Genomic DNA, 20,037 nt, shown 5'->3' with positions numbered 1-20,037 from the left:
TGTACTAAACTTGTTGTAAATCTCGAATGTATTGATAGGCTTGTGATTTATCATACCCTAATGATTCTAGTTTACGACTTGCAGCTAAATATTCACAGGCAACCTGCCAGATTAAAACACCATCTGTTAAATTAGCTACTAAGGAAGCTGCTATTCCCTGTTTATTAGTATCCCGTGGATCATGGACATAAATCAAAATATTTGTATCAACGGCGTTCATGCAACATATCCCGTGTAAACTGAGGAGCAGTAGCAGGAATAGGGTTTTCTTGCATTCTTTCCACCAGTGATTTTAGAAAGTTGCGTCTCTCATTAATATCAGTAATTTTCGGTGGTATAACTTGAGGAGATTTAACTACAAGTTCAATTTCTATCTCTTCAGGTAAGTTACAAGGAGTTTGTAAAATAAATGTACCATTACGATAAATAGCTTTTAGGGTTTGCTGCATAGGATGTAATTCCTAAAATAAAGGTAGTTTAACTTTTCTTCAGCTTATCCATAAAAAATCAGATTTACCCAAGTTGTTATTTATCAAGTTCAGGCTTGTACAGGTGATGATACGTAATTAGTGATAAAATTACTGTCTTCATCCTGTAAATCCTTACATCCTGGACATCCTGATTCTGACAGTTCCTCTATTATCACACACAACATTGCAACTTATAAAAACGTCAATCAGTCCTAAATTTAGTTACAGTTAGATTACAAAATAAATCGTGAGGGGTGATACTATGCGTGTCTTGCTAGTTTATCCAATATTTCCCAAAACCTTCTGGTCCTATGAGAAAATCCTAGCACTCGTAGATAGAAAGGTTCTATTACCACCATTGGGTTTAGTCACAGTTGCAGCAATCTTACCCCAAGAGTGGGAATTTAAACTTGTAGATCGTAACATCCGCGCTGCCACAGAAGAAGAATGGGCATGGGCAGATATAGTCATTTTCTCGGCTATGATTGTCCAAAAACAAGATTTATTAGATCAAATTCGGGAAGCAAAACGCCGGGGTAAGTTGGTAGCTTTGGGTGGTCCCTATCCCACATCTACACCCCATGAAGTGGAAGCAGCAGGGGCAGATTACCTGATTTTAGATGAAGGGGAAATCACTTTACCCATGTTTGTGGAAGCGGTACAAAAAGGTGAAAAATCTGGGGTTTTCCGCGCCACTGAAAAACCAGATGTGACGACTACACCGATCCCCCGCTTTGATTTATTAGAATTTAATGCCTATGATATGATGTCTGTGCAGTTTTCGCGGGGTTGTCCTTTCCAATGCGAATTTTGCGACATCATTGTATTATATGGACGCAAACCGAGAACGAAAACACCTGCCCAACTTTTAGCAGAATTAGATTATCTTTATGAGTTGGGTTGGCGGCGTGGTGTGTTCATGGTTGATGATAACTTTATTGGCAACAAACGCAATGTCAAATTGTTGCTAAAAGAGTTAAAAGTTTGGATGGCTGAACATCAATATCCTTTCAATTTTGACACCGAAGCTTCCATTGATTTGGCACAAGATCAAGAAATGATGGAGTTGATGGTTGACTGTGGTTTTAAAGCCGTATTTTTGGGTATTGAAACACCAGATGAAGATAGTTTACAACTCACTAAGAAATTCCAAAATACTCGCAGTTCTTTAACTGAATCTGTAGAAACTATCATAAAAGCTGGACTGCGGCCAATGGCTGGGTTTATTATTGGTTTTGATGGTGAAAAAGCCGGTGCAGGCGATCGCATTGTCAGATTTGCAGAACAAGCTGCCATTCCTTCCACTACCTTTGCCATGTTACAAGCGTTACCCAACACCGCTTTATGGCATCGTTTGAAAAAAGAAGGTAGACTGCGGGAAAACAAAGACGGGAATATCAATCAAACCACATTGATGAACTTTATTCCTACCCGTCCTTTAGAAGAATTGGCTAGGGAATATGTGGAAGCTTTTTGTGCTTTATATGACCCTGTAGCCTATTTAGATCGCACCTATCGCTGTTTTATGATGTTGGGTTCTCCCCAATGGACAGCACCAGCTAAAATGCCAGAATGGGTAGTTATCAAAGCCTTGCTAATTGTTATTTGGAGACAAGGTTTTAAAAGAGAAACTCGCTGGAAATTCTGGCATCACTTCTTTAGCATTCTCAAGCATAATCCCAAAGTGATAGAACAGTACGTTTCTACCTGCGCTCACATCGAGCATTTTATGGAATATCGGCAAATTGTCCGCGATGAAATCGAAAGTCAATTAGCTGCTTATTTAGCCCAAGGTGCAGAAAAACCCTATGTTCCTGAAAAGGAAAAAGTAGTAGCAGTAGCTTAATTAGGTGACAGGTGACAGGTGACAGGTGACAGGTGACAGGTGACAGGTGACAGGTGACAGTAAGAAGGAAATAGGTAATAGAGTAAAAAATTAATTATTTCTCCTGACTCCTGACTCCTGACTCCTGACTCCTGACTCCTGACTCCTAACCATCAAAAAAAGACTTTCAAGCGCATTTCCTATTTAAATTCCTAACTGTTTTTTGATTAAACGACAGAGACTTTCTTTGATTTCTGGATGACGTGGTACAGGCGATTGTTTTCCATTAATAGGGTTAATATAGATATCATGTTTCTTCCCATGACGTTTTAAATAGCACCCTGCATCAACTAATTCTCTAATAAAATTTCCTCGTTTCACGCCACATCAACCCAAATTTCTTTAGTTTGCGCTTGGGGATGATTTTCTAAGCTTTCTTCTAACATTAGCTGATAGGCATCTTTAATATTTTCTTCTAACTCTTCTAATGATTCTCCTTGGCTAAATATTCCCGGAATTTCTTTTAATTTTCCTACATACCAGCTATCATCTAACCAGTATTCGAGAGTAAATTTTTTTTTTGCATATACTTGACTCCTTAAACTAGGTTATTACTGAATAATATTATATCGGTTAAGCTCAAAAAAAAAGGAAATCAGAAAATTATGTAGCGACTGTCTTGAATGTCAAGCGAACGCTAAAAAAACTATTCCAACTTTCGGTGTTATTTAAGGTACTTACTGTTTTTAGAGCAAGATTATGTAATGTAAAAATTAGCACAAATAAGTATAACTACTGTAGAACTTAATTGTGTACTCTGTTAGTCTATAAGAGATGGATATAAATACAAGTGGATTTAGGAGTAATAAAAATGACTTCTTTCAGTGGCTTAAAACAGACCATACAATCTACTACAGATAAATTAATCATTTACAGATGGATTTTATTTGGTATCTTAGCATTTATTCTAGCAGCATTCTTGTTTTTTAGCTGGCCGTGGGTTAAAACAAATGAGAGTGCAAAAATGATAGATGTTATTTTGGGTGGATTAAAAGAAACAAGTGAACTCAATACTGTAAAAATGTCCAGTAAAGCATCATTAGTTGAAACTAAAGAGCAAAGGTTGTTTTCATTCTATGTTGGAGATACTAAGGTTATTTATGAAGGACAAGGTACAATACGTGCTGGTATAGATATGAAAGCATTGAAAGCAACAGATGTAGATATCAACAACCAGAAAATTACAATTACTTTACCTCCTCCTTATATTACCGAAACAGTTCTAGAAGCTGATAAATCTCAACTTTTAGATCATCACAAAAACTGGTTTGGTCCTAACGCTGAGATTGAACTACTAGATCAAGCACAAAAAGATGCACTTGCTAGAATTAAATTAGAAGCTTGCGGAAATGATATTATAGATGCTGCTAATAGTAACGCAAAAAAAATAGTAGAAAGAATATTATCAGCAGCAGGTTACAAAGACATTACTGTAATAACTCAAGAACCTAAAGATGGTTCATGTCCTAAGAATTAATATCTAGGAATATCTATCTTTATTCTCAGTCCCACGTTAAAGTTATAATATCAGAATGTCATCTATCAGGCTCTGACTTACACTAAATAGTATATGAATCAGAGCCTATTATTAAATCTGGACTCTCAAAGATAGGGAAAAATCAAGTCAAAAGTCAAAAACTCTGTTCTCTGTTCCCTCCTATTTATATTTGCAAAACGAAAACTTCCTCACCTGGATAAACAAAAGTTTTACCCACAGGTAACACAGCCAAAGCATTAGTTTGAGCTAAATTAATTAAATTACCAGAACTATAATTACCTTCAGATTTCTGAAATTGATAAACACCATTTACCAGATGTAACTTACCCCAAATATAGGTTTCCATCTTGCCATTAGATTGTAATTCTGATGAAGATTTAACTTTCACAAATTTACTTTCCCAACCTTTAGCCAGTCCTGACATTTTTTTAATTGCAGGTTTTACAAACCGCCAACAAGTCACCAAAGCCGAAACCGGATTTCCTGGTAAACCAAAGTATAACTTATTGGGAAAAGTAGCAAAAGTCAGAGGTTTTCCCGGACGCATTTGTACAGAACGAAAATGAATTTTTGCTCCCAAAGAAGCTAAAGTTTTATATATGTAATCATAATCGCCCACAGATACACCACCAGTAGAAATGACTATATCAGCATTAGCGATCGCATAATCGATAATTTCTTGTAAAGTTGTCGGATCATCCTGAATAATTCCTAACAGTAACACTTCTGCCCCCAATTCCCGCATCAAAGTAGCTAAAGCATACTGATTAGAATCAACTATTTGCCCAGGTTTTAGCAATTGTTCCGGCATCACCAACTCATCGCCAACTGATAAAATAGCCACACGGGGACGACGGAAAACACTCACTTGTTCCCGTCCAGCAGCCGCTAAAACCGCTATTTCGGACGCAGTTAAGGGAATACCAGTGGGTAAAATTTCGTTTCCGGCTTGATAAAAATCCCCCTTATGTCTGACAAACTCCTGGGGTTGAGGTGCAATAAACACAAAAACTTGATTTTCCTGACGGTGGGTTCTTTCTTGCATCACCACTGTATCCGCACCAGGGGGCATCATTGCACCGGTGAAAATTCTTGCCGCTTGTCCTGGTTTAATTGTCACTAGAGGTTTATACCCAGCCGGAATTTCTTCCACAACCTGCAAAATAATAGGTTTATCCGCCCTAGCGTACTGCACATCTGCATAACGCACCGCATAACCATCCATCGCCGAATTATCCCAATGGGGAAAATCCAGAGAACTGATCACAGGAGTTGCTAAAATGCGATTATGCGCCATTAATAAATCAACAAATTCCACATCTAGCTGGTTATCTAACGGTTTTACAGCATTTAAAATAGTAGCTTCTACATCTCTGACTGACAGCATAGTTATAGTTAATGATGATAGTTTTGGTTATTTTAATATAAAAAATTACCAGATAATTACCGGATCAAACTCCGTGCTGTAAACATTGCTTGTCAGTAGGGGGAAGAATCGGCATAACTCCTTTTGAGATAATCAAGATCACACTTTAGCAAATAGAGATTAATCGCCTTTTGCTGGGTAAACTAACATTGGCAAGTTAATTTACCAACATGAAAAGTTTACTAACTACAATTATCTCGTTAGTTATTGGGGTCGGCATCGGAAGCACCACTACTTATTACCTGACCGCCAATAAAACCTCTACCGAATCCTTACCTGTGCAAACCTCAGTAAATAAAGCATCATCTGATGAAATTTATAATACTGAAGTTGCACCAGTAAGAAACGCAGTGAAGACAGCATTATCTGGTGAAATTGATAATTTTGAAATCCGATGGATTGGTAAAGCAACAAACAACTTTTTCTATGGAAATTACAGCATTGTTGAAAAAGATAAACCTTCCAGACTAGAATCAGTACCAAAGACTCCACACATAGTTAAATTTAAATTACCCAAAGGAGCTTCTGTGTCGGCTGCTGGTAATTCTCAAGACGTTAGAATTTTCAGAAATGGAAAAGAATGCGGCGAAACACAAGTAGTTGGAAGTCAAGTGATAAGCAATAAAACCTGCTTTTCAGAGGAACTAAAAAACCTCTTTCCTGGACTTTAGACTAGGGAGCGGAAAATTACTTGATTAAGCTGAGTTGAAAAGACGCAAAGTATAAAAATTGTCAATCAATAGTTTTTCAGCTCGGCTTTACGTGATTCTTTAAGTATTTATAACTGAAAATTCATATTCTCATTAAGAGCGGGTATTATTATATGACTATAATTAAAACACCACAAAAACACTACCCCAAGCCAGAAATTATCCGCCGGGGGATGGCATTAGGAATAGATTTTACAGGAGCATGGTTAATTAGTTCTCTTTTAGGAACAAATAATCTAGGTATTCAATTTGTCCAAATCTTCGTTTTTATCCTTGCTTGGTTAATTCTACGAGTCATCATAGTTTACAACAATCATGGGCAAAGTTTAGGTAGATGGGCAGTAAATTTAAAAGTGTTAGAAATAGAAAACGGACAACCAGTGAGCAGAATACCCGAATTACAAGCATTATTACAGCGTGAAGCGATTATTGGCGGTAGTTGCTTATTGGTTTCCATCTGCTTAACGAATATAATAACTAATCCCACTGCTATACTGCTAGTGCTACCCCTAGCAATTGACTGTGGTGCGGCCTTGTCAGATTCTCAGATGCGACAGGCTTTCCATGACCGCTATGCTAGAACTATAATTGTTTCCTCACGGCGTGGCTATTCGCTGGATTTAAAAATTAAGCTAAAAATTAAGCGATTAGTTGAAAAAGTGCAGCGAAATGTGAGAAGATAGTCATTTGTGTTAAATCTCTCCCGGCTTTACTGTTTGTAAAATTATGGCTAAGAGTAAAGGTGCCCGCATAATAGTGACACTAGAATGCACCGAGTGTCGAACCAACCCAGACAAGCGTTCTCCAGGCGTTTCTCGCTATACCAGCACCAAGAACCGCCGGAACACCACCAACCGTTTAGAACTGAAAAAGTTCTGCCCCCACTGTAACAAACACACTGTTCACAAGGAAATTAAGTAAGAGATGAGCTATTATCGTCGTCGCCTGTCACCAATTAAGCCAGGAGAACCAATAGATTATAAAGATGTTGATTTACTACGTAAATTTATTACAGAACGTGGTAAAATTCTACCCAGAAGAATTACAGGGTTAACATCACAACAACAGCGCCAATTAACATTAGCGATTAAACGCGCTCGGATTGTGGCATTGTTACCATTTATCAACGCCGAAGGCTAAGAAAATTTTGGATTTTGGATGAAAGGATTTTGAGATAAAGTCCAAAAAAAGTAACGTTGGTAAAAATGAAACGTTTACTTTCCGTCCAAAATCTAAAATTTGATTCATCCAAAAGGAGTGTATAATTCATTCCAGATTTCAAACCCTTGGATTTAGGTTATAGGAAATAGGGAACAGGGAACAGGGAACAGGGAACAGGTGACAGGTGACAGGTGACAGTAAATAGTGTTTACCAATTACCAATTACCCATTACCAATTACCCATTACCCATTACCAACCTAAAACAAATCCAAAATCTAAAATCTAAAATCTAAAATTACTAAAGAGTGCGAGAGTTGTGGAGAAGGGGACGCTAGTTGAATTTAGGGTTCAAGGCGATCGCCGTCTGGGAGTGGTAGATCGTCCAGACGGAAAGACCCGTTGGTTTGTGGTAGATGAACGAGGTCAATCCCACAGCCTCGCGCCGCGACAACTAACCTATACAGTTAATGGACAAACTTATAAACCTGCTGATATTCCCAGCTTTTTAAGTCAAGTTCAACCCTATCTAGATCCATCTAGTTTAGAAGTAGCTTGGGAAATATTGGTAGAAGACGGGGAAACAGTCACCCCCAGTCAAATGGCCAATTTGCTGTTTTCAGAATCAGAACCACAGCACTCTTACGCCGCTCATTGCTTGTTATCCGATGACAAAATGTATTTCAAGCAAAAAGGCGATGTTTACGAACCACGCAGCGCCGCACAAGTAGCAGAACGGAAACACCAAATAGAAGTAGAAGCGCAGAAAGCTAAGGGACAGCAGGAATTTTTAGCGCGTGTAGAACAGGCACTCCAAGGCGAAAGCGTAGAATGGCAAAAACCAGACCGCCAGCGTTTGGAAGCATTAGAAAAATATGCAACTTTCGTGGCGGATATTGTGCGAATGGGGATAAATGCGGATGCCTTAGTGCGAAATTATCCACCACCAGCCCCAGTATTAGAAACCATGAATATGCTGGGACGTTCTGCAACTCCCCAAGCAGCCCTGCAACTATTGATCGACTTGGGTTGGTGGAGTCCTCATGAAAACCTGTTCCTGCGTCGTTCTTCAATTCCCGTTCAGTTCCCTAGTAAGGTATTAGAAGTGGCGCAACAACATTTGGATTTTCCACCAGCAGACTTAGACACCAATCGTCTGGATTTAACACATCTCAAGGTATACACTATTGATGATGAAAGTACCACAGAAATAGATGATGGTTTAAGTTGCGAAATTCTCGCCGATGGAAGACAACGGCTTTGGGTACATATTGCTGATCCTACCCGTTGGTTAATGCCAGAAGATGACTTAGATTTAGAAGCGAGAAAACGGGGTAGTACAGTTTACTTACCTACGGGAATGATACCTATGTTCCCCGAAGTCTTAGCTACAGGTCCAATGAGTTTGGTACAGGGGAAAATTTGTTGCGCCCTGAGTTTTGGTGTAGTTTTAGATGACACTGGGGCTGTAGAAGATTATACTATTCATCCCAGTTTGATTAAACCTACCTATCGCCTCACCTACGAAGATGTAGATGAAATGCTGGAGTTGGGAGTACAAGCAGAACCAGAAATAGAGGCGATCGCAAATTTGGCACAAAAGCGGAAAACTTGGCGATATAACCAAGGCGCGATTAGCATCAATATGCCAGAAGCGATGATCAAAGTCAAAGACGATGATATCAGCATTGATATATTAGAAGATTCCCCATCTCGGCAATTAGTAGCCGAAATGATGATTTTAGCCGGGGAAGTAGCAGCACGATACGGTCAAACCCATAACATCCCCCTACCATTTCGCGGACAACCCCAACCGGAACTCCCCCCAGAAGAAGAACTATTACAACTTCCTGCCGGTTTTGTGCGTTTTTGCGCCCTGCGTCGGTGTATGCCCAAAAGTGAAATGAGTATTACACCAGTACGTCATGCGGGTTTAGGTTTAGATACTTACACTCAAGCAACTTCGCCTATTCGTCGTTACAGCGACTTACTCACCCACTTTCAACTCAAAGCACATTTACGGGGTGAAGATTTGCCATTTTCTGCTGAACAACTCAAAGAAGTGATGATGACCGTCACCACTACAACCCAAGAACTAACAATGGTAGAACGGCAAACTAATAGATATTATGCTTTAGAATATTTGCGTCGTAATCCTGAAGAAATATGGGAAGTCACCGTTTTGATGTGGTTACGGGAAGATAGCAACTTAGCATTAATTCTTTTAGAAGACTTAGGTTTACAGTTACCAATGGTCTTTAGGCGTTCTGTAAGTTTAGGTGAACAAGTATTAGTAAAAGTCAGCATTGCTGATCCTCAAAAAGACATCATTCAGTTTCAAGAGATAATTTATCAAGAAGCTATTAGTTGATAGGTGACAGGTGACAGGTGACAGTGAAGAAAGAAGGGGAAGCAGGGGAAGAACATTCACTTTTGCCTCTTACCTTTTGCCTTATTTCTGTTCCCTGTTCCCTGTTCCCTCCTATAAATATTTTTCTTCTCGGATATAATTTTGAGCTTAAAAAAGGGATAACTAAAATATAGTTCCATCTTGGTGCATAATCCCTTGGTTTGTATATGACATACTGCCTCAGAATTGCCGACCTACCTGAAAATGAGCGTCCCCGCGAAAGATTGATGACTCATGGCGCGAAAATATTAGCCACTGCGGAATTAATTGCCATTCTCCTAGGAACTGGACAAGGACCAGGTAAACTTTCAGCCGTCGGTTTAGGGCAACTTATGTTACAAGAATTAGGTAAAGATCAACGAGATCCTTTAGCTGCTTTACGGGATGTTACCCCCGCAGAGTTAATGGAAATTCATGGTGTGGGTTCTGCAAAAGCTACATCAATTCTGGCTGCGATAGAATTAGGTAAACGGGTTTTTTTATCCCGCCCTGCGGAGGGTGCGGTTATTGATAGTCCCCTTGCGGCAGCCGCTACCCTAAGTCAAGACTTAATGTGGCAAAGTCAAGAACGGTTTGCAGTCTTATTATTAGATGTGAAAAATCGGTTTTTGGGGACAAAAATAATTACTATTGGTACTGCAACCGAAACTTTAGCTTCACCCCGTGATATTTTTCGGGAAGTTATTCGACATGGTGCAACACGGATGATAGTTGCCCATAATCATCCTTCTGGTAATCTAGAACCTAGTGAAGCAGATATAGAATTAACTCGGCAATTATTATCAGGAGCGCAACTTTTAAATATTCCGTTATTGGACCATTTGATTTTGGGTAATGGTACTCATCAGAGTTTGCGAGAAATTACTACTTTGTGGGATGATTGCCCCCAGGAAGATTGATGAGGTTTTAGTAGTGCGATCGCTTTGCGAGGAAGTATATACAGCAGATTTCGTTATTACGAGGTACAAATTATCATCATGAAACTCTTGTGGGGTGGGCATACTTCGACATAGTTCGACTGCGCTCACTAACCGCTCAGTACAAGTCTTCCCCACCCAAAGTGTACCTCATTACACCGGAAAGTGCTGTAAATTTCGACAAGATACTTAGGGTTTGCTGAATAAATAACAATATCTCAATTCGATCAAAAATTAACAATGAAAGAAAAAGTCTATATTGAAACCTCAGTCATAAGTTATCTAACTTCTCGTCCTAGCCGAGATATTGTGATTGCAGGACATCAACAAATCACCCAAGAATGGTGGCAAAATTATCGAGAAAAATTTACTCTGGTCGCTTCACAGCTAGTTATTCAAGAAGCCAGTGCTGGGGACTCTATTGCAGCCGAACAAAGACTGAAAATTTTAGAAACAATAGAATTATTAGAAACAAGAAAAGAGGCAATAGTTTTAGCCCAATCTTTTCTTGATTTTCAAATCATGCCCCAAAAAGCGGCAGAAGATGCTTTACATATTGCTATTGCCGTAACCAATGGTATCAATTATTTGTTAACATGGAATTGTAAGCATATTGCTAATGCTATAATTCGGAGAGAAATTGAACGCATTTGTCGTTACCAAGGCTATGAACCAGTAATAATTTGTACACCTGAAGAACTGATAGAGAGGTAAAATTTATGTGGGAAGATCCAATTATCCAAGAGATTTATCAAGTTAGAGAGGCACATTCTCATAAATTTAATAATGATTTACAGGCAATTTATCAAGATTTAAAAGAACAAGAAAAAAATAGTAATAGAAAATTTATTTCTTATGTTCCACAGTTTTTAAAAGATGTTTCTGTTTTTCAGAAAAAAAATTTAGGGTGATACTTTCTATATAATAGGTTTAGCAAAGCTGTCACCGCCTTTGTCAGTAGCTAATTTATCAATTGATAATTGACAATTGATAATTGATAATTGTTTAATTCAAGGCTTCCGCCGTGAGCGTCAGCCGATAGCGTAGCGTGGCGTATGACTCCTACGTCGTCACGCAAGCTATAGCCATACGGTTTAAAACCTCCCCTTTCAAGGGGAAAAACAGCAAAAAATTCAGCTTTTCAATCCTCTCCCTTCAAGGGAGAGGTAATTAATTGTCCATTATTGATCACAGGAATCAGAGCTATACTAGAAATGGTGGCCTGTTGAAATTACGCCCATGACTGAACAACCTAACAAAGACTCATTAAACACACCAACGGATGCACCACAACCCAAGTCAGACAATGATTCTTGGAAAAACCGCATCACTGGTGTTGTTAGTAAAACTACCGCTAAATTAACCCAACTTTTACCGGTGGATCAAGTAACACAAACTATAGGAAAATGGTTTAGTGTCAATGATGCTCAAGTAGCAGAGATTTTAGCAACTATCCGCACTCAGTTACCCACTACAGAAGCTTTATTAATCGGAAAACCCCAAACTGGTAAAAGTTCTATTGTTCGTGGTTTAACGGGGGTTTCTGCGGAAATTATTGGACAGGGTTTTCGTCCCCATACTCAAAATACCCAACGTTATGCTTATCCTGCTGATGATTTACCTTTAATTGTTTTTACTGATACGGTTGGTTTGGGTGATGTTAATAAAAATACGGAAACTATTATTCAAGAGTTAATCACTGATTTAAAAACCGAAATTAATGGTGCTAGGGTTTTCATTTTGACGGTGAAAATTAATGATTTCGCTACGGATACTCTGCGAAATATTGCCCAAAAATTACGCCAACAATTTCCAAATATTCCCTGTTTTTTAGCGGTAACTTGTTTGCATGAAATTTATCCACTAGAAATAGAAAATCATCCCCATTATCCCCCAGAATTTGAGGAATTAAACCGAGCTTTTACAGAAATTAAAAATAATTTTACTAGTTTATATGATCGAGCAGTTTTGATTGATTTTACTTTAGAAGCAGATGGTTATGATCCAGTGTTTTATGGTTTAGAAGCACTGCGAGATAATTTAGCAGAAATGTTACCTGAAGCAGAAGCAAAAGCAATTTATCAATTATTAGATAAACAAGCAGGTAAGGAATTAGGTAATATTTTTCGTGATACTGCCAGAAGATATATTTTACCTTTTTCGATTATGGCAGGGACTTTAGCTGCTGTACCTTTACCTTTTGCAACTATGCCGGTTTTAACAGCTTTGCAAGTTTCAATGGTGGGGTTATTGGGTAAATTATATGGTCAGACATTGACACCTTCTCAAGCTGGGGGTATTGTGAGTGCGATCGCTGGTGGTTTTTTAGCTCAAGCTGTTGCACGGGAATTAATTAAATTTGTTCCTGGTTTGGGTACTGTTATTGCAGCATCTTGGGCAGGTGCTTATACATGGTCTTTGGGTGAAGCTGCTTGTGTGTATTTTGGGGATTTAATGGGTGGGAAAAAGCCAGATCCTCAAAAAATTCAAAATGTCATGCAAGAGGCGTTTGAAGGGGCAAAAGAACGGTTTAAGGGCATGAAAAGTTAGGAATTAGAAAAATCCAGACGCAGAGAACACAGAGAAAGAGAATTTTTCTCTTCTTCTCTTCCTCCGCGCCTCTGCGCCTCTGCGTGAGAAAATTCCTCTACATAACTTTAATACTTCCTCTCTTTCGGTTCAAACATATTCACCACCACCGGCATATATTGAATATCAATTCCCGCAGGTGAATAATAAGCCATTGTATGTTTCAAAAACTTCTCATCATCTCGATTTGAAAAATCTTCTCGAAAATGCGCCCCTCTACTTTCTTGACGATTAAATGCTGATTTTAAAATTGTATTTCCCACCACCATTAAACTTTTTAATTCTAAAGCTTCTACTAATTCCGTATTCCAACAATTGCCTTTATCGTCTAAATAAATATCCTCATATTTCTGTTGTATTTCTCCTATTTTCTCCAACCCTTCACCCATTAATTCTGAAGTTCTAAATACTCCACAAAATTGGGTCATTGTATCTTGAAATTCTTGGCGAATTTGATTTATGCGATATTTTCCTTTTTGTTCTAATAAACTTTGAATTTCTTGTTTTGCTTCTGTTATATAATGTTGTTCATTTATTGCTGGTAATTTGCGGTTTTGCACATATCTCGCTATACTCGCCCCGGTACGTCTGCCATAAACTACACATTCTAACAGCGAGTTACTACCTAAACGGTTCGCGCCATGCACAGATACACAAGCCGTTTCCCCAGAAGCAAAAAAGCCTTCCACCAACTCATCTGCATTACGGCGCACTTGTCCATCTGTGTTCACTGGTATACCACCCATGCAATAATGAATAGTAGGACGTACTGGTATGGGTTGGGTGACTGCATCTACACCAACTAAACGGTGTGCTTCTTCCCAGCAGAAGGGTACACGACTCATAATTTTTTCTTTACCCATGTGTCGCAAGTCCAGGTAAACAAATTTACCTCCTGCACTTCCATCAGAATTAATACCCCTACCTGCGCGAATTTCGTAGGCGATCGCCCTAGATGTAATATCACGGGGTGCTAGTTCCATCCGACTTGGTGCATAATTAGCCATAAAGCGATCGCCATTAGCATTGATTAAATAAGCACCTTCCCCACGCACAGCTTCGGAAATTAACACCCCCACTGGATACAACCCCGTTGGGTGAAATTGCACAAATTCCATATCTTCCAACGGTAAACCAGCCAAAGCTGTCATTGCCAAACCATCACCAGTGGAAGCATAATCATTAGAAGTAGTGTTATAAACGCGACCATATCCCCCCGTTGCAAACATCACCGCCTTAGCCCGCACTACTTCAATATGTCCATCTAGCAGGTGAAACATCACCAAACCTTTAGCTTCACCATCTTCTAAGATCAGGCGCATTACATACCATTCTTGGTAAATTTGCACACCATGATGGCGTAAATTATTGACTAATTCATGTAAAATAGCATGACCGGTTTTATCAGCAGCGTAACAGGTACGGTTGTGGGAATGGCCACCAAAAGCCCTTTGAGCAATTCTCCCATCAGGCAACCGGGAGAATAAAACTCCTAAATGTTCTAAATCAATCACCACATCTGGCGCTTCTTGTGTTAGAATAGCTACAGCATCTTGATCCGCTAAATAATCAGAACCTTTAACCGTATCAAAAGCGTGTGCTTCCCAACTATCTTCAGGATCAACATTTTTTAGAGATGCTGCCATCCCCCCTTGAGCGGCCACAGAGTGGGAACGAATAGGATGGGTTTTAGCAACGACGGCAACTTTTAAACTGGGATCAGTTCTCGCAATTTCTAAAGCTGCTCGACATCCCGCTAAACCACCACCAACTATAATTACATCATGTTCTAACATTTTTAACACCTCTTTAATACCTCAATCTCAAAAAAATACCCTGTCCATAAACAGGGATGATGCTTTTAATTATTAGTTTAATTCCAATCACCAATCACCAATCACCAGTCACTAGTCACTAGTCACCAATATTAACTGGTAGCTTCAATAGGCTGTTGTTGAGAAACATTCCCAGGTATAGGTTCAGTTTTTGTTCCCGGTTCTACGGCAGCCAATTCGATATGATTTAACAACGTGGTAACAAAAGCAAACAGCAAGAAAGGCAAAGTCAGAACAATTACAAGTCCTACCGTAGCTAAAGCATAGACTGGTCTTCTAGCCCCCATCAATGCCAAAGCTGATGCCAAACTAATGGTAATTGTAATTAACCAAGCAATGATTTGACCGTATATATCGCCAAATGTCAAGGTGCAGACAAAGCGATAGTTTTGAATATTATTCTTATTCATCATTATTTGCCTCAAGTCTATCCTATAGGTTCTACCTTAGAACCATGTTTAGCTGACGGACGATTTCTCAATATTTTTCCAAGGTTTGTAATATCACTTAACAATTTCCGAGCGAAGTCGAAGTAAGTCGAACCACTGACTCCTATTCCTAACTAGCTACTAATCTTGACTCGCGCTTGCTTCACCATCGCAATCAAAGTTTGATGAGCATCTTCAGCATCAGCTAAGGTGTGATCAAACTGAATGCGAACTTGTACTGTTTCTCCATCCACCTGTGCGGTTAAATTCATACCCAAAGCATCAATTGATAGCATCTGGGCTGTTGTGGCATTTTTGACGTTACCAAAAACCTCAGCATAGATAACCACAGCATCTGCATGATCTTCGTTCATATGTTTGCAGATACGAGAGCTAATTTCTGGAGAGAACTCTGGAGAGAACTGATCAGACATTTTCACCTATCAAGTTGGGCTAACGGATCTTGTTCATATTCTAAGCTATCATCATCTTGTATCTGATAAAGTTTTCACCTGGTCAATGAATATATTTGTTAAAAATTAACTATATAATTAATTAGATATTAGTCAACTTTACAGATGAAAATACCATAAATAAAGGGAGCATCCCAAATGTGTAAGTTTATTTTTTTGAAATCTGGCAATTCATCCAGGGCTTGATATGATTGAACCGCAAAGAACGCAAAGTACACAAAGTTAAGAGAGTTTAAGAGGATTTTGAGTGTGTCTGCGTTTATTTTTTCAAAATTTGGATGCTCCCTAAATAAAACTGTAGTAAAACTATATCAGTCAATTTATTGATTCCCAACTAGAACAAATGAGTGAAACCAGGCCACGCAGAATAATTATTGGTGATGTACATGGTTACTATCAAGGTCTAATGATACTTCTGAAGGAATTTGCCCCCACATCAGAAGATCAAGTCTATTTTTTGGGAGACTTAATAGATCGTGGACCACAAAGCGCACAGGTAGTAGATTTTGTTAAGAGCAATAACTATCCTTGCCTTCTAGGTAATCATGAGCAGATGCTTTTAAGTGTAATGAGTAAGGATTTTAACTCTAATAAAATAATACAGGCATGGCTTTATAGTGGCGGACAAGCAACCATGACCAGTTATAAATCAGCGCAAATTCCCCAAGACCATCTAGACTGGTTTGCAAATTTACCAACATATCTTGACTTAGGAGATGTTTGGTTAACCCATGCAGGTGTTGATCCCAGCAAGTCTGTCTCTGAACAAACCTCCCAGGAACTTTGCTGGATACGTAATGAATTTCACAGCATGGAACTACCGTACTTTACTGACAAGTTAATCATCGTCGGTCATACCATCACCTTCACTTTACCAGGGGTTGCCCCTGGTCAATTAGCACAAGGAGAAGGCTGGTTAGATATTGATACAGGTGCTTATCATCCCCGTAGTGGTTGGTTAACCGGATTGGATATTACCAACAACTTAGTTTATCAAGCCAATGTTTTTAATCACACCGTTCGTACTTTGCCTTTGGAAAAAGCAGTTACGAGGATTTTACCACATCAGATCCAAGTCAGTCGTCGTCATAAGCAACGAGTCTATTGACACTCTGCGTCCTAAAGGAGCAAAGCTCGGATATTAGCTTTATAATCTGCATTATCTAAGCCATAATTGCTATTACTTGGCAGATCGTCTATTTGGCGTTGGAGTGACTTAACGCGATCGCTTGCTCCAGGGTGTGTACTCAAAAAGGTGGGAATAACACTTCTTCCCTGTAACTTTTTCATAAACGAAACCATTGCGGAGGGTGCATAACCAGCCTGTGTTAAAATTTTTAGTCCTCTTGTGTCAGCATCATATTCATCCTGACGACTGCGCGGACGGTTGAGAGCTAAATCAACACCTATAGCTACAGCTTGACTGCGATTTAAGCCGGTTGCTTTTGCTATACCACTAGCGATCGCTCTTTGTCGCATCTGCTTAACCAAGTGTTTACCCTCAATATGCCCCATTTCATGGCCAATAACACTCGCTAATTCTGCTTCATTTTCCGCAGCTTGTATCAACCCTGTATTTACATACACGAAACCGCCTAAAGTTGCAAAAGCATTGACAGCATCATCCTCAACTACCTGGAAAGTATAAGGAATATTAGGGCGATCGCTATTAGCTGCTAACCTTCTACCAACTTCCTCTATATAGCTAGTAAGCTGCCGATTCCGGGAAATTCTCACCTCTTGGCGCAGTTCATTATTCATCTGCCTACCAAGCTCAACTTCCTGACGAGTAGATAAATTAGATAATTGAAATATTTGTACACCTTGGAATAACAGCGGTAGTAAGTCGATAGCTTTGCTGGGCAAGGGTGTACTCAAGCACAAACTTATAGCCACAATTACCGAAATCAACGGATATAACCAGCGCCGCCGCCATACACGGTAACTTGCCAAAAATTTATTCCAGTTAATCATAATCAGCGTGAAAAGAGAGTTGTGTGAGAATTGAAAATAAGGACGCATTTACAGCTTACTAGGTTGCATTCTCAACTCAATACCTGTTTATTTGTGAGTAAGCATTTAGCCGTAAGCAAACAACCATCAAAATTCACAGGAATTACGCAAAACAGAACTAAATTAGGGGTAATTCATGAATTACCCCTAGGCAAAAATCAGGTTTTTATTCCAATCTTGCGTAAGTCCTAATTCAGAAAGAAATTATTTCACACTACAATGGCAAGACAAAAAACCCCTAAAGTCTACGCTATGATTAAAAATCAGAAATTGTCAACTGTTATATCAGCCAGCCTGATCCTAACTATACCAGCCATGATAGACTGTCGCATAACTGCACAACCGTATTAATTGATTATCTAGTAGGCACAATTGTTACTTCCCTTGAAAACTCTGTTTTAATTCACCCCAACCTCAAAAAACTTGTTATGCGTATTTTAGATTCCAAAGGTCGCTTATTCGGCAAAATCAACTTACTAGATTTGGGTGCTGCATTAGTAATCTTATTAGTGATCATCGGCATCTTTATATTTCCGGGAACATCCGGTTCTGTCGCTCAAGTTGGCACAAAGACAGTACCTATAGAAGTAGACTTAGTAGTACGTGGTTTAAACGTCCGCGATCCTGAGCAGTTATTTAAACAAGGATTTACTAAGGGCGGTAAAACAAACGTAATTATTCGTAATCAACCCTACGGACAAATTGGGATTAAATCTATTCAACAACTAGCAAGAACTGTCACTGTTCCCCAACCAGATGGTACAGTTAAAGAATTAGCAGATCCCAGGGCAAACAATTTTAGTACAGATTTTCTTTTGACATTAGAAGGCAAAGCTCAAGTTACTGATAGTGGTCCAGTTTTAGGTAATAGTAAAGTTAAAATAGGTATGCCTTTTGAATTAGAAGGGTTTAACTATAATTTCAACGCTTCTGTCATTGATATTCGTTTACAAGATAAATAATATTTTGGTAATGGGTAATTCAATTTTGGATTTTGGATTTTGGATTTTGGATTTTGGATTGTATTTCATGAACTCCAATCTAAAATCTAAAATCTAAAATCTAAAATTTTTTCCCCAGTCACCAGTCACCAATCACCCATTTAGTAAAGTTAAAAACTTGCGAATTAATCCAATTGTCACCGCAGGTAATTCTAATTGGGGAGTTAATCCGACATTTTCTAAAGGTTGAAAAAATCTAACACTTTGGGGATTCATTTCTGCAAAACGACGACCAATATCAGGTCCAGTAAATTGTGATTTTTGTCCCCAAATAATAGCAGTAGGAGTTGCTAACTGTTGAATGTAAAGAGACAAATCAAAACATAAGTCTCCCCGGACAAAAGATAAAGCTGCATGTTCAGCATTTGGTTGTTGGGCAGATTGTAAATAAGCGTTGACAATTTCTTGATAAACTCGATTTGACTGGGCAAATTGTCGTTGCTCCAAAAAGCTGCGAATACCTGCATCAGTGGCAATACCTGTACTATATAACAAGCGGTCAACTACAGGTACACTGATCAACTGGGCAAAAAAGCTGCGAGAGTAGTCTTGGCCAAAGTCAGAAAGTCCAGCAGGACTGACAAGAATTAAAGACTTAAATAAATCGGGACAGGCGATCGCCAATCTAATAATAAAAGCTGCGGTAAGAGAAGAGGCTATTACCATCACTGGCTTTGTACAAGTCTGCTCAATAAACTCTTGAATGGTTGTCAAATAATCCTCAATTTTGTAACTGCGTTGCGGATGATCAGAGCGACCCCAACCGATTAAATCTGGTGCAATAACCCGATATTCAGCCGCAAAAGCTGGATATACTTTCGACCACTCATAAGCAGAAGAACCACCTCCAAAACCATGCAGAAACAACAAAGTTTCCCGATCAGATTTTTCGTTATTGTCCTGCCAAGGAGAGCCACTAGCAATATAGTATGCCATCCTACCTAGAGAGGTATTTATAGAGAATTGCTCAAATCCTAGTGGTTGCAACATAAGTCTTATTTGTTGAAGTTTGTAACTAATCCCACTCGTACCACTTAAATAGCTCTAAAATGCTCAATGATTGGGTACAAGTTTTCCATTCTTGTTTATTATTAACTAACTGCTATATAAAACCTAGACAAAACTAGACTTTACTTTCTACTTCAACGGGAGCATGGGAGCAGTTATCCCTCGGTAGACTTTCACGCTTTAGCCAAACGCGATAAATTAATTGCAGCATTCAG

22 protein-coding genes are annotated in these 20,037 nt (G+C 38.9%); 13 read left to right on the top strand and 9 right to left on the bottom strand.

Annotation, left to right across the window (positions count from 1 at the left end; all coding sequences use genetic code 11):
- Window positions 1-4: 4 nt before the first annotated feature.
- Both IQ237_RS26430 and IQ237_RS21315 read right to left on the bottom strand, forming a co-directional pair.
- Complete coding sequence (locus tag IQ237_RS26430; RefSeq protein ID WP_228020562.1) at window positions 5-220, bottom strand: hypothetical protein; 216 nt, start codon at window positions 218-220, stop codon at window positions 5-7.
- Window positions 207-449, bottom strand: a complete 243-nt coding sequence (locus IQ237_RS21315; RefSeq protein ID WP_194058841.1) for an antitoxin family protein — start codon at window positions 447-449, stop codon at window positions 207-209. Before IQ237_RS21315 ends, IQ237_RS26430 begins: the two co-directional genes overlap by 14 nt.
- 283 nt (window positions 450-732) lie before the next feature.
- Between IQ237_RS21315 and IQ237_RS21310 the strand changes: the two genes are divergently transcribed.
- Window positions 733-2,316: a B12-binding domain-containing radical SAM protein gene (locus IQ237_RS21310; protein WP_194058839.1), complete on the top strand. Its 1,584-nt coding sequence runs from the start codon at window positions 733-735 to the stop codon at window positions 2,314-2,316.
- A 183-nt stretch (window positions 2,317-2,499) separates the two neighbouring features.
- On the opposite strand, the gene IQ237_RS21305 is transcribed toward IQ237_RS21310, so the two are convergent.
- Window positions 2,500-2,676: a type II toxin-antitoxin system HicA family toxin gene (locus IQ237_RS21305; RefSeq protein ID WP_194058837.1), complete on the bottom strand. Its 177-nt coding sequence runs from the start codon at window positions 2,674-2,676 to the stop codon at window positions 2,500-2,502.
- Window positions 2,677-3,166: 490 nt separating this feature from the next.
- Here IQ237_RS21305 and IQ237_RS21300 point away from each other — a divergent pair, with 490 nt between their 5' ends.
- Window positions 3,167-3,832 carry a DUF4230 domain-containing protein gene (locus IQ237_RS21300; protein ID WP_096572412.1) on the top strand — a complete coding sequence of 222 codons (666 nt, stop codon included), beginning with the start codon at window positions 3,167-3,169 and terminating at the stop codon, window positions 3,830-3,832.
- A gap of 184 nt (window positions 3,833-4,016) precedes the next feature.
- On the opposite strand, the gene glp is transcribed toward IQ237_RS21300, so the two are convergent.
- Window positions 4,017-5,240, bottom strand: a complete 1,224-nt coding sequence (glp, locus tag IQ237_RS21295; protein WP_194058835.1) for a gephyrin-like molybdotransferase Glp — start codon at window positions 5,238-5,240, stop codon at window positions 4,017-4,019.
- A 209-nt stretch (window positions 5,241-5,449) separates the two neighbouring features.
- On the opposite strand from glp, the gene IQ237_RS21290 reads away from it, so the two are divergent.
- The 9 genes from IQ237_RS21290 (at window position 5,450) to IQ237_RS21250 (ending at window position 13,025) form a co-directional block, all read left to right on the top strand.
- Window positions 5,450-5,950: a hypothetical protein gene (locus IQ237_RS21290; protein WP_194058833.1), complete on the top strand. Its 501-nt coding sequence runs from the start codon at window positions 5,450-5,452 to the stop codon at window positions 5,948-5,950.
- 152 nt (window positions 5,951-6,102) lie between these two features.
- Window positions 6,103-6,672, top strand: a complete 570-nt coding sequence (locus IQ237_RS21285; protein ID WP_194058831.1) for an RDD family protein — start codon at window positions 6,103-6,105, stop codon at window positions 6,670-6,672.
- 43 nt (window positions 6,673-6,715) lie between these two features.
- A complete protein-coding gene (gene rpmG / locus IQ237_RS21280; RefSeq protein ID WP_096572409.1) occupies window positions 6,716-6,910 on the top strand; it encodes a 50S ribosomal protein L33 in 195 nt (64 codons plus the stop codon).
- Between the two features lie 3 nt (window positions 6,911-6,913).
- Window positions 6,914-7,129, top strand: a complete 216-nt coding sequence (gene rpsR / locus IQ237_RS21275) for a 30S ribosomal protein S18 (protein ID WP_096572408.1) — start codon at window positions 6,914-6,916, stop codon at window positions 7,127-7,129.
- Window positions 7,130-7,467: 338 nt separating this feature from the next.
- Window positions 7,468-9,519 carry a ribonuclease catalytic domain-containing protein gene (locus IQ237_RS21270; protein WP_194058829.1) on the top strand — a complete coding sequence of 684 codons (2,052 nt, stop codon included), beginning with the start codon at window positions 7,468-7,470 and terminating at the stop codon, window positions 9,517-9,519.
- 206 nt (window positions 9,520-9,725) lie between these two features.
- A complete protein-coding gene (radC, locus tag IQ237_RS21265) occupies window positions 9,726-10,457 on the top strand; it encodes a DNA repair protein RadC (RefSeq protein ID WP_096572405.1) in 732 nt (243 codons plus the stop codon).
- Between the two features lie 258 nt (window positions 10,458-10,715).
- Window positions 10,716-11,189: a type II toxin-antitoxin system VapC family toxin gene (locus IQ237_RS21260; RefSeq protein WP_194058827.1), complete on the top strand. Its 474-nt coding sequence runs from the start codon at window positions 10,716-10,718 to the stop codon at window positions 11,187-11,189.
- Window positions 11,190-11,194: 5 nt separating this feature from the next.
- Window positions 11,195-11,386 carry a hypothetical protein gene (locus tag IQ237_RS21255; protein ID WP_194058825.1) on the top strand — a complete coding sequence of 64 codons (192 nt, stop codon included), beginning with the start codon at window positions 11,195-11,197 and terminating at the stop codon, window positions 11,384-11,386.
- A 328-nt stretch (window positions 11,387-11,714) separates the two neighbouring features.
- Window positions 11,715-13,025, top strand: coding sequence for a YcjF family protein (locus tag IQ237_RS21250; RefSeq protein ID WP_194058823.1), 1,311 nt, complete (start codon window positions 11,715-11,717; stop codon window positions 13,023-13,025).
- Between the two features lie 107 nt (window positions 13,026-13,132).
- On the opposite strand, the gene IQ237_RS21245 is transcribed toward IQ237_RS21250, so the two are convergent.
- The 3 genes from IQ237_RS21245 to IQ237_RS21235 all read right to left on the bottom strand — a co-directional run bounded on the left by IQ237_RS21245 (window position 13,133) and on the right by IQ237_RS21235 (window position 15,761).
- The gene (locus tag IQ237_RS21245) at window positions 13,133-14,860 is read right to left on the bottom strand and encodes a succinate dehydrogenase/fumarate reductase flavoprotein subunit (protein ID WP_194058821.1); all 1,728 of its coding nucleotides are present in this window, start codon (window positions 14,858-14,860) and stop codon (window positions 13,133-13,135) included.
- Window positions 14,861-14,991: 131 nt separating this feature from the next.
- Entirely contained in the window at window positions 14,992-15,309 is a 318-nt protein-coding gene (locus IQ237_RS21240; RefSeq protein ID WP_194058819.1) for a hypothetical protein, read from the bottom strand.
- Window positions 15,310-15,461: 152 nt separating this feature from the next.
- The gene (locus IQ237_RS21235) at window positions 15,462-15,761 is read right to left on the bottom strand and encodes a DUF2470 domain-containing protein (protein ID WP_194058817.1); all 300 of its coding nucleotides are present in this window, start codon (window positions 15,759-15,761) and stop codon (window positions 15,462-15,464) included.
- Between the two features lie 382 nt (window positions 15,762-16,143).
- Between IQ237_RS21235 and IQ237_RS21230 the strand changes: the two genes are divergently transcribed.
- On the top strand, window positions 16,144-16,908 hold the full coding sequence (locus IQ237_RS21230; protein WP_194058815.1) for a metallophosphoesterase family protein: 765 nt from the start codon (window positions 16,144-16,146) through the stop codon (window positions 16,906-16,908).
- Between the two features lie 11 nt (window positions 16,909-16,919).
- On the opposite strand, the gene IQ237_RS21225 is transcribed toward IQ237_RS21230, so the two are convergent.
- A complete protein-coding gene (locus tag IQ237_RS21225) occupies window positions 16,920-17,774 on the bottom strand; it encodes a M48 family metallopeptidase (protein WP_194058813.1) in 855 nt (284 codons plus the stop codon).
- A 467-nt stretch (window positions 17,775-18,241) separates the two neighbouring features.
- Here IQ237_RS21225 and IQ237_RS21220 point away from each other — a divergent pair, with 467 nt between their 5' ends.
- Entirely contained in the window at window positions 18,242-18,775 is a 534-nt protein-coding gene (locus tag IQ237_RS21220) for a DUF4330 domain-containing protein (protein ID WP_194058811.1), read from the top strand.
- A gap of 132 nt (window positions 18,776-18,907) precedes the next feature.
- Here the strand turns inward: IQ237_RS21220 and IQ237_RS21215 are convergent, their stop codons facing one another.
- Window positions 18,908-19,804 carry an alpha/beta fold hydrolase gene (locus IQ237_RS21215; protein WP_194058809.1) on the bottom strand — a complete coding sequence of 299 codons (897 nt, stop codon included), beginning with the start codon at window positions 19,802-19,804 and terminating at the stop codon, window positions 18,908-18,910.
- Window positions 19,805-20,037 lie beyond the last annotated feature (233 nt).

It is taken from the genome of Sphaerospermopsis sp. LEGE 08334 (assembly GCF_015207205.1).
GTDB lineage: Bacteria > Cyanobacteriota > Cyanobacteriia > Cyanobacteriales > Nostocaceae > Sphaerospermopsis.
The sequence above is the reverse complement of the archived record's forward strand: the minus strand, read 5'-3'. Positions and strand labels throughout refer to the sequence as shown.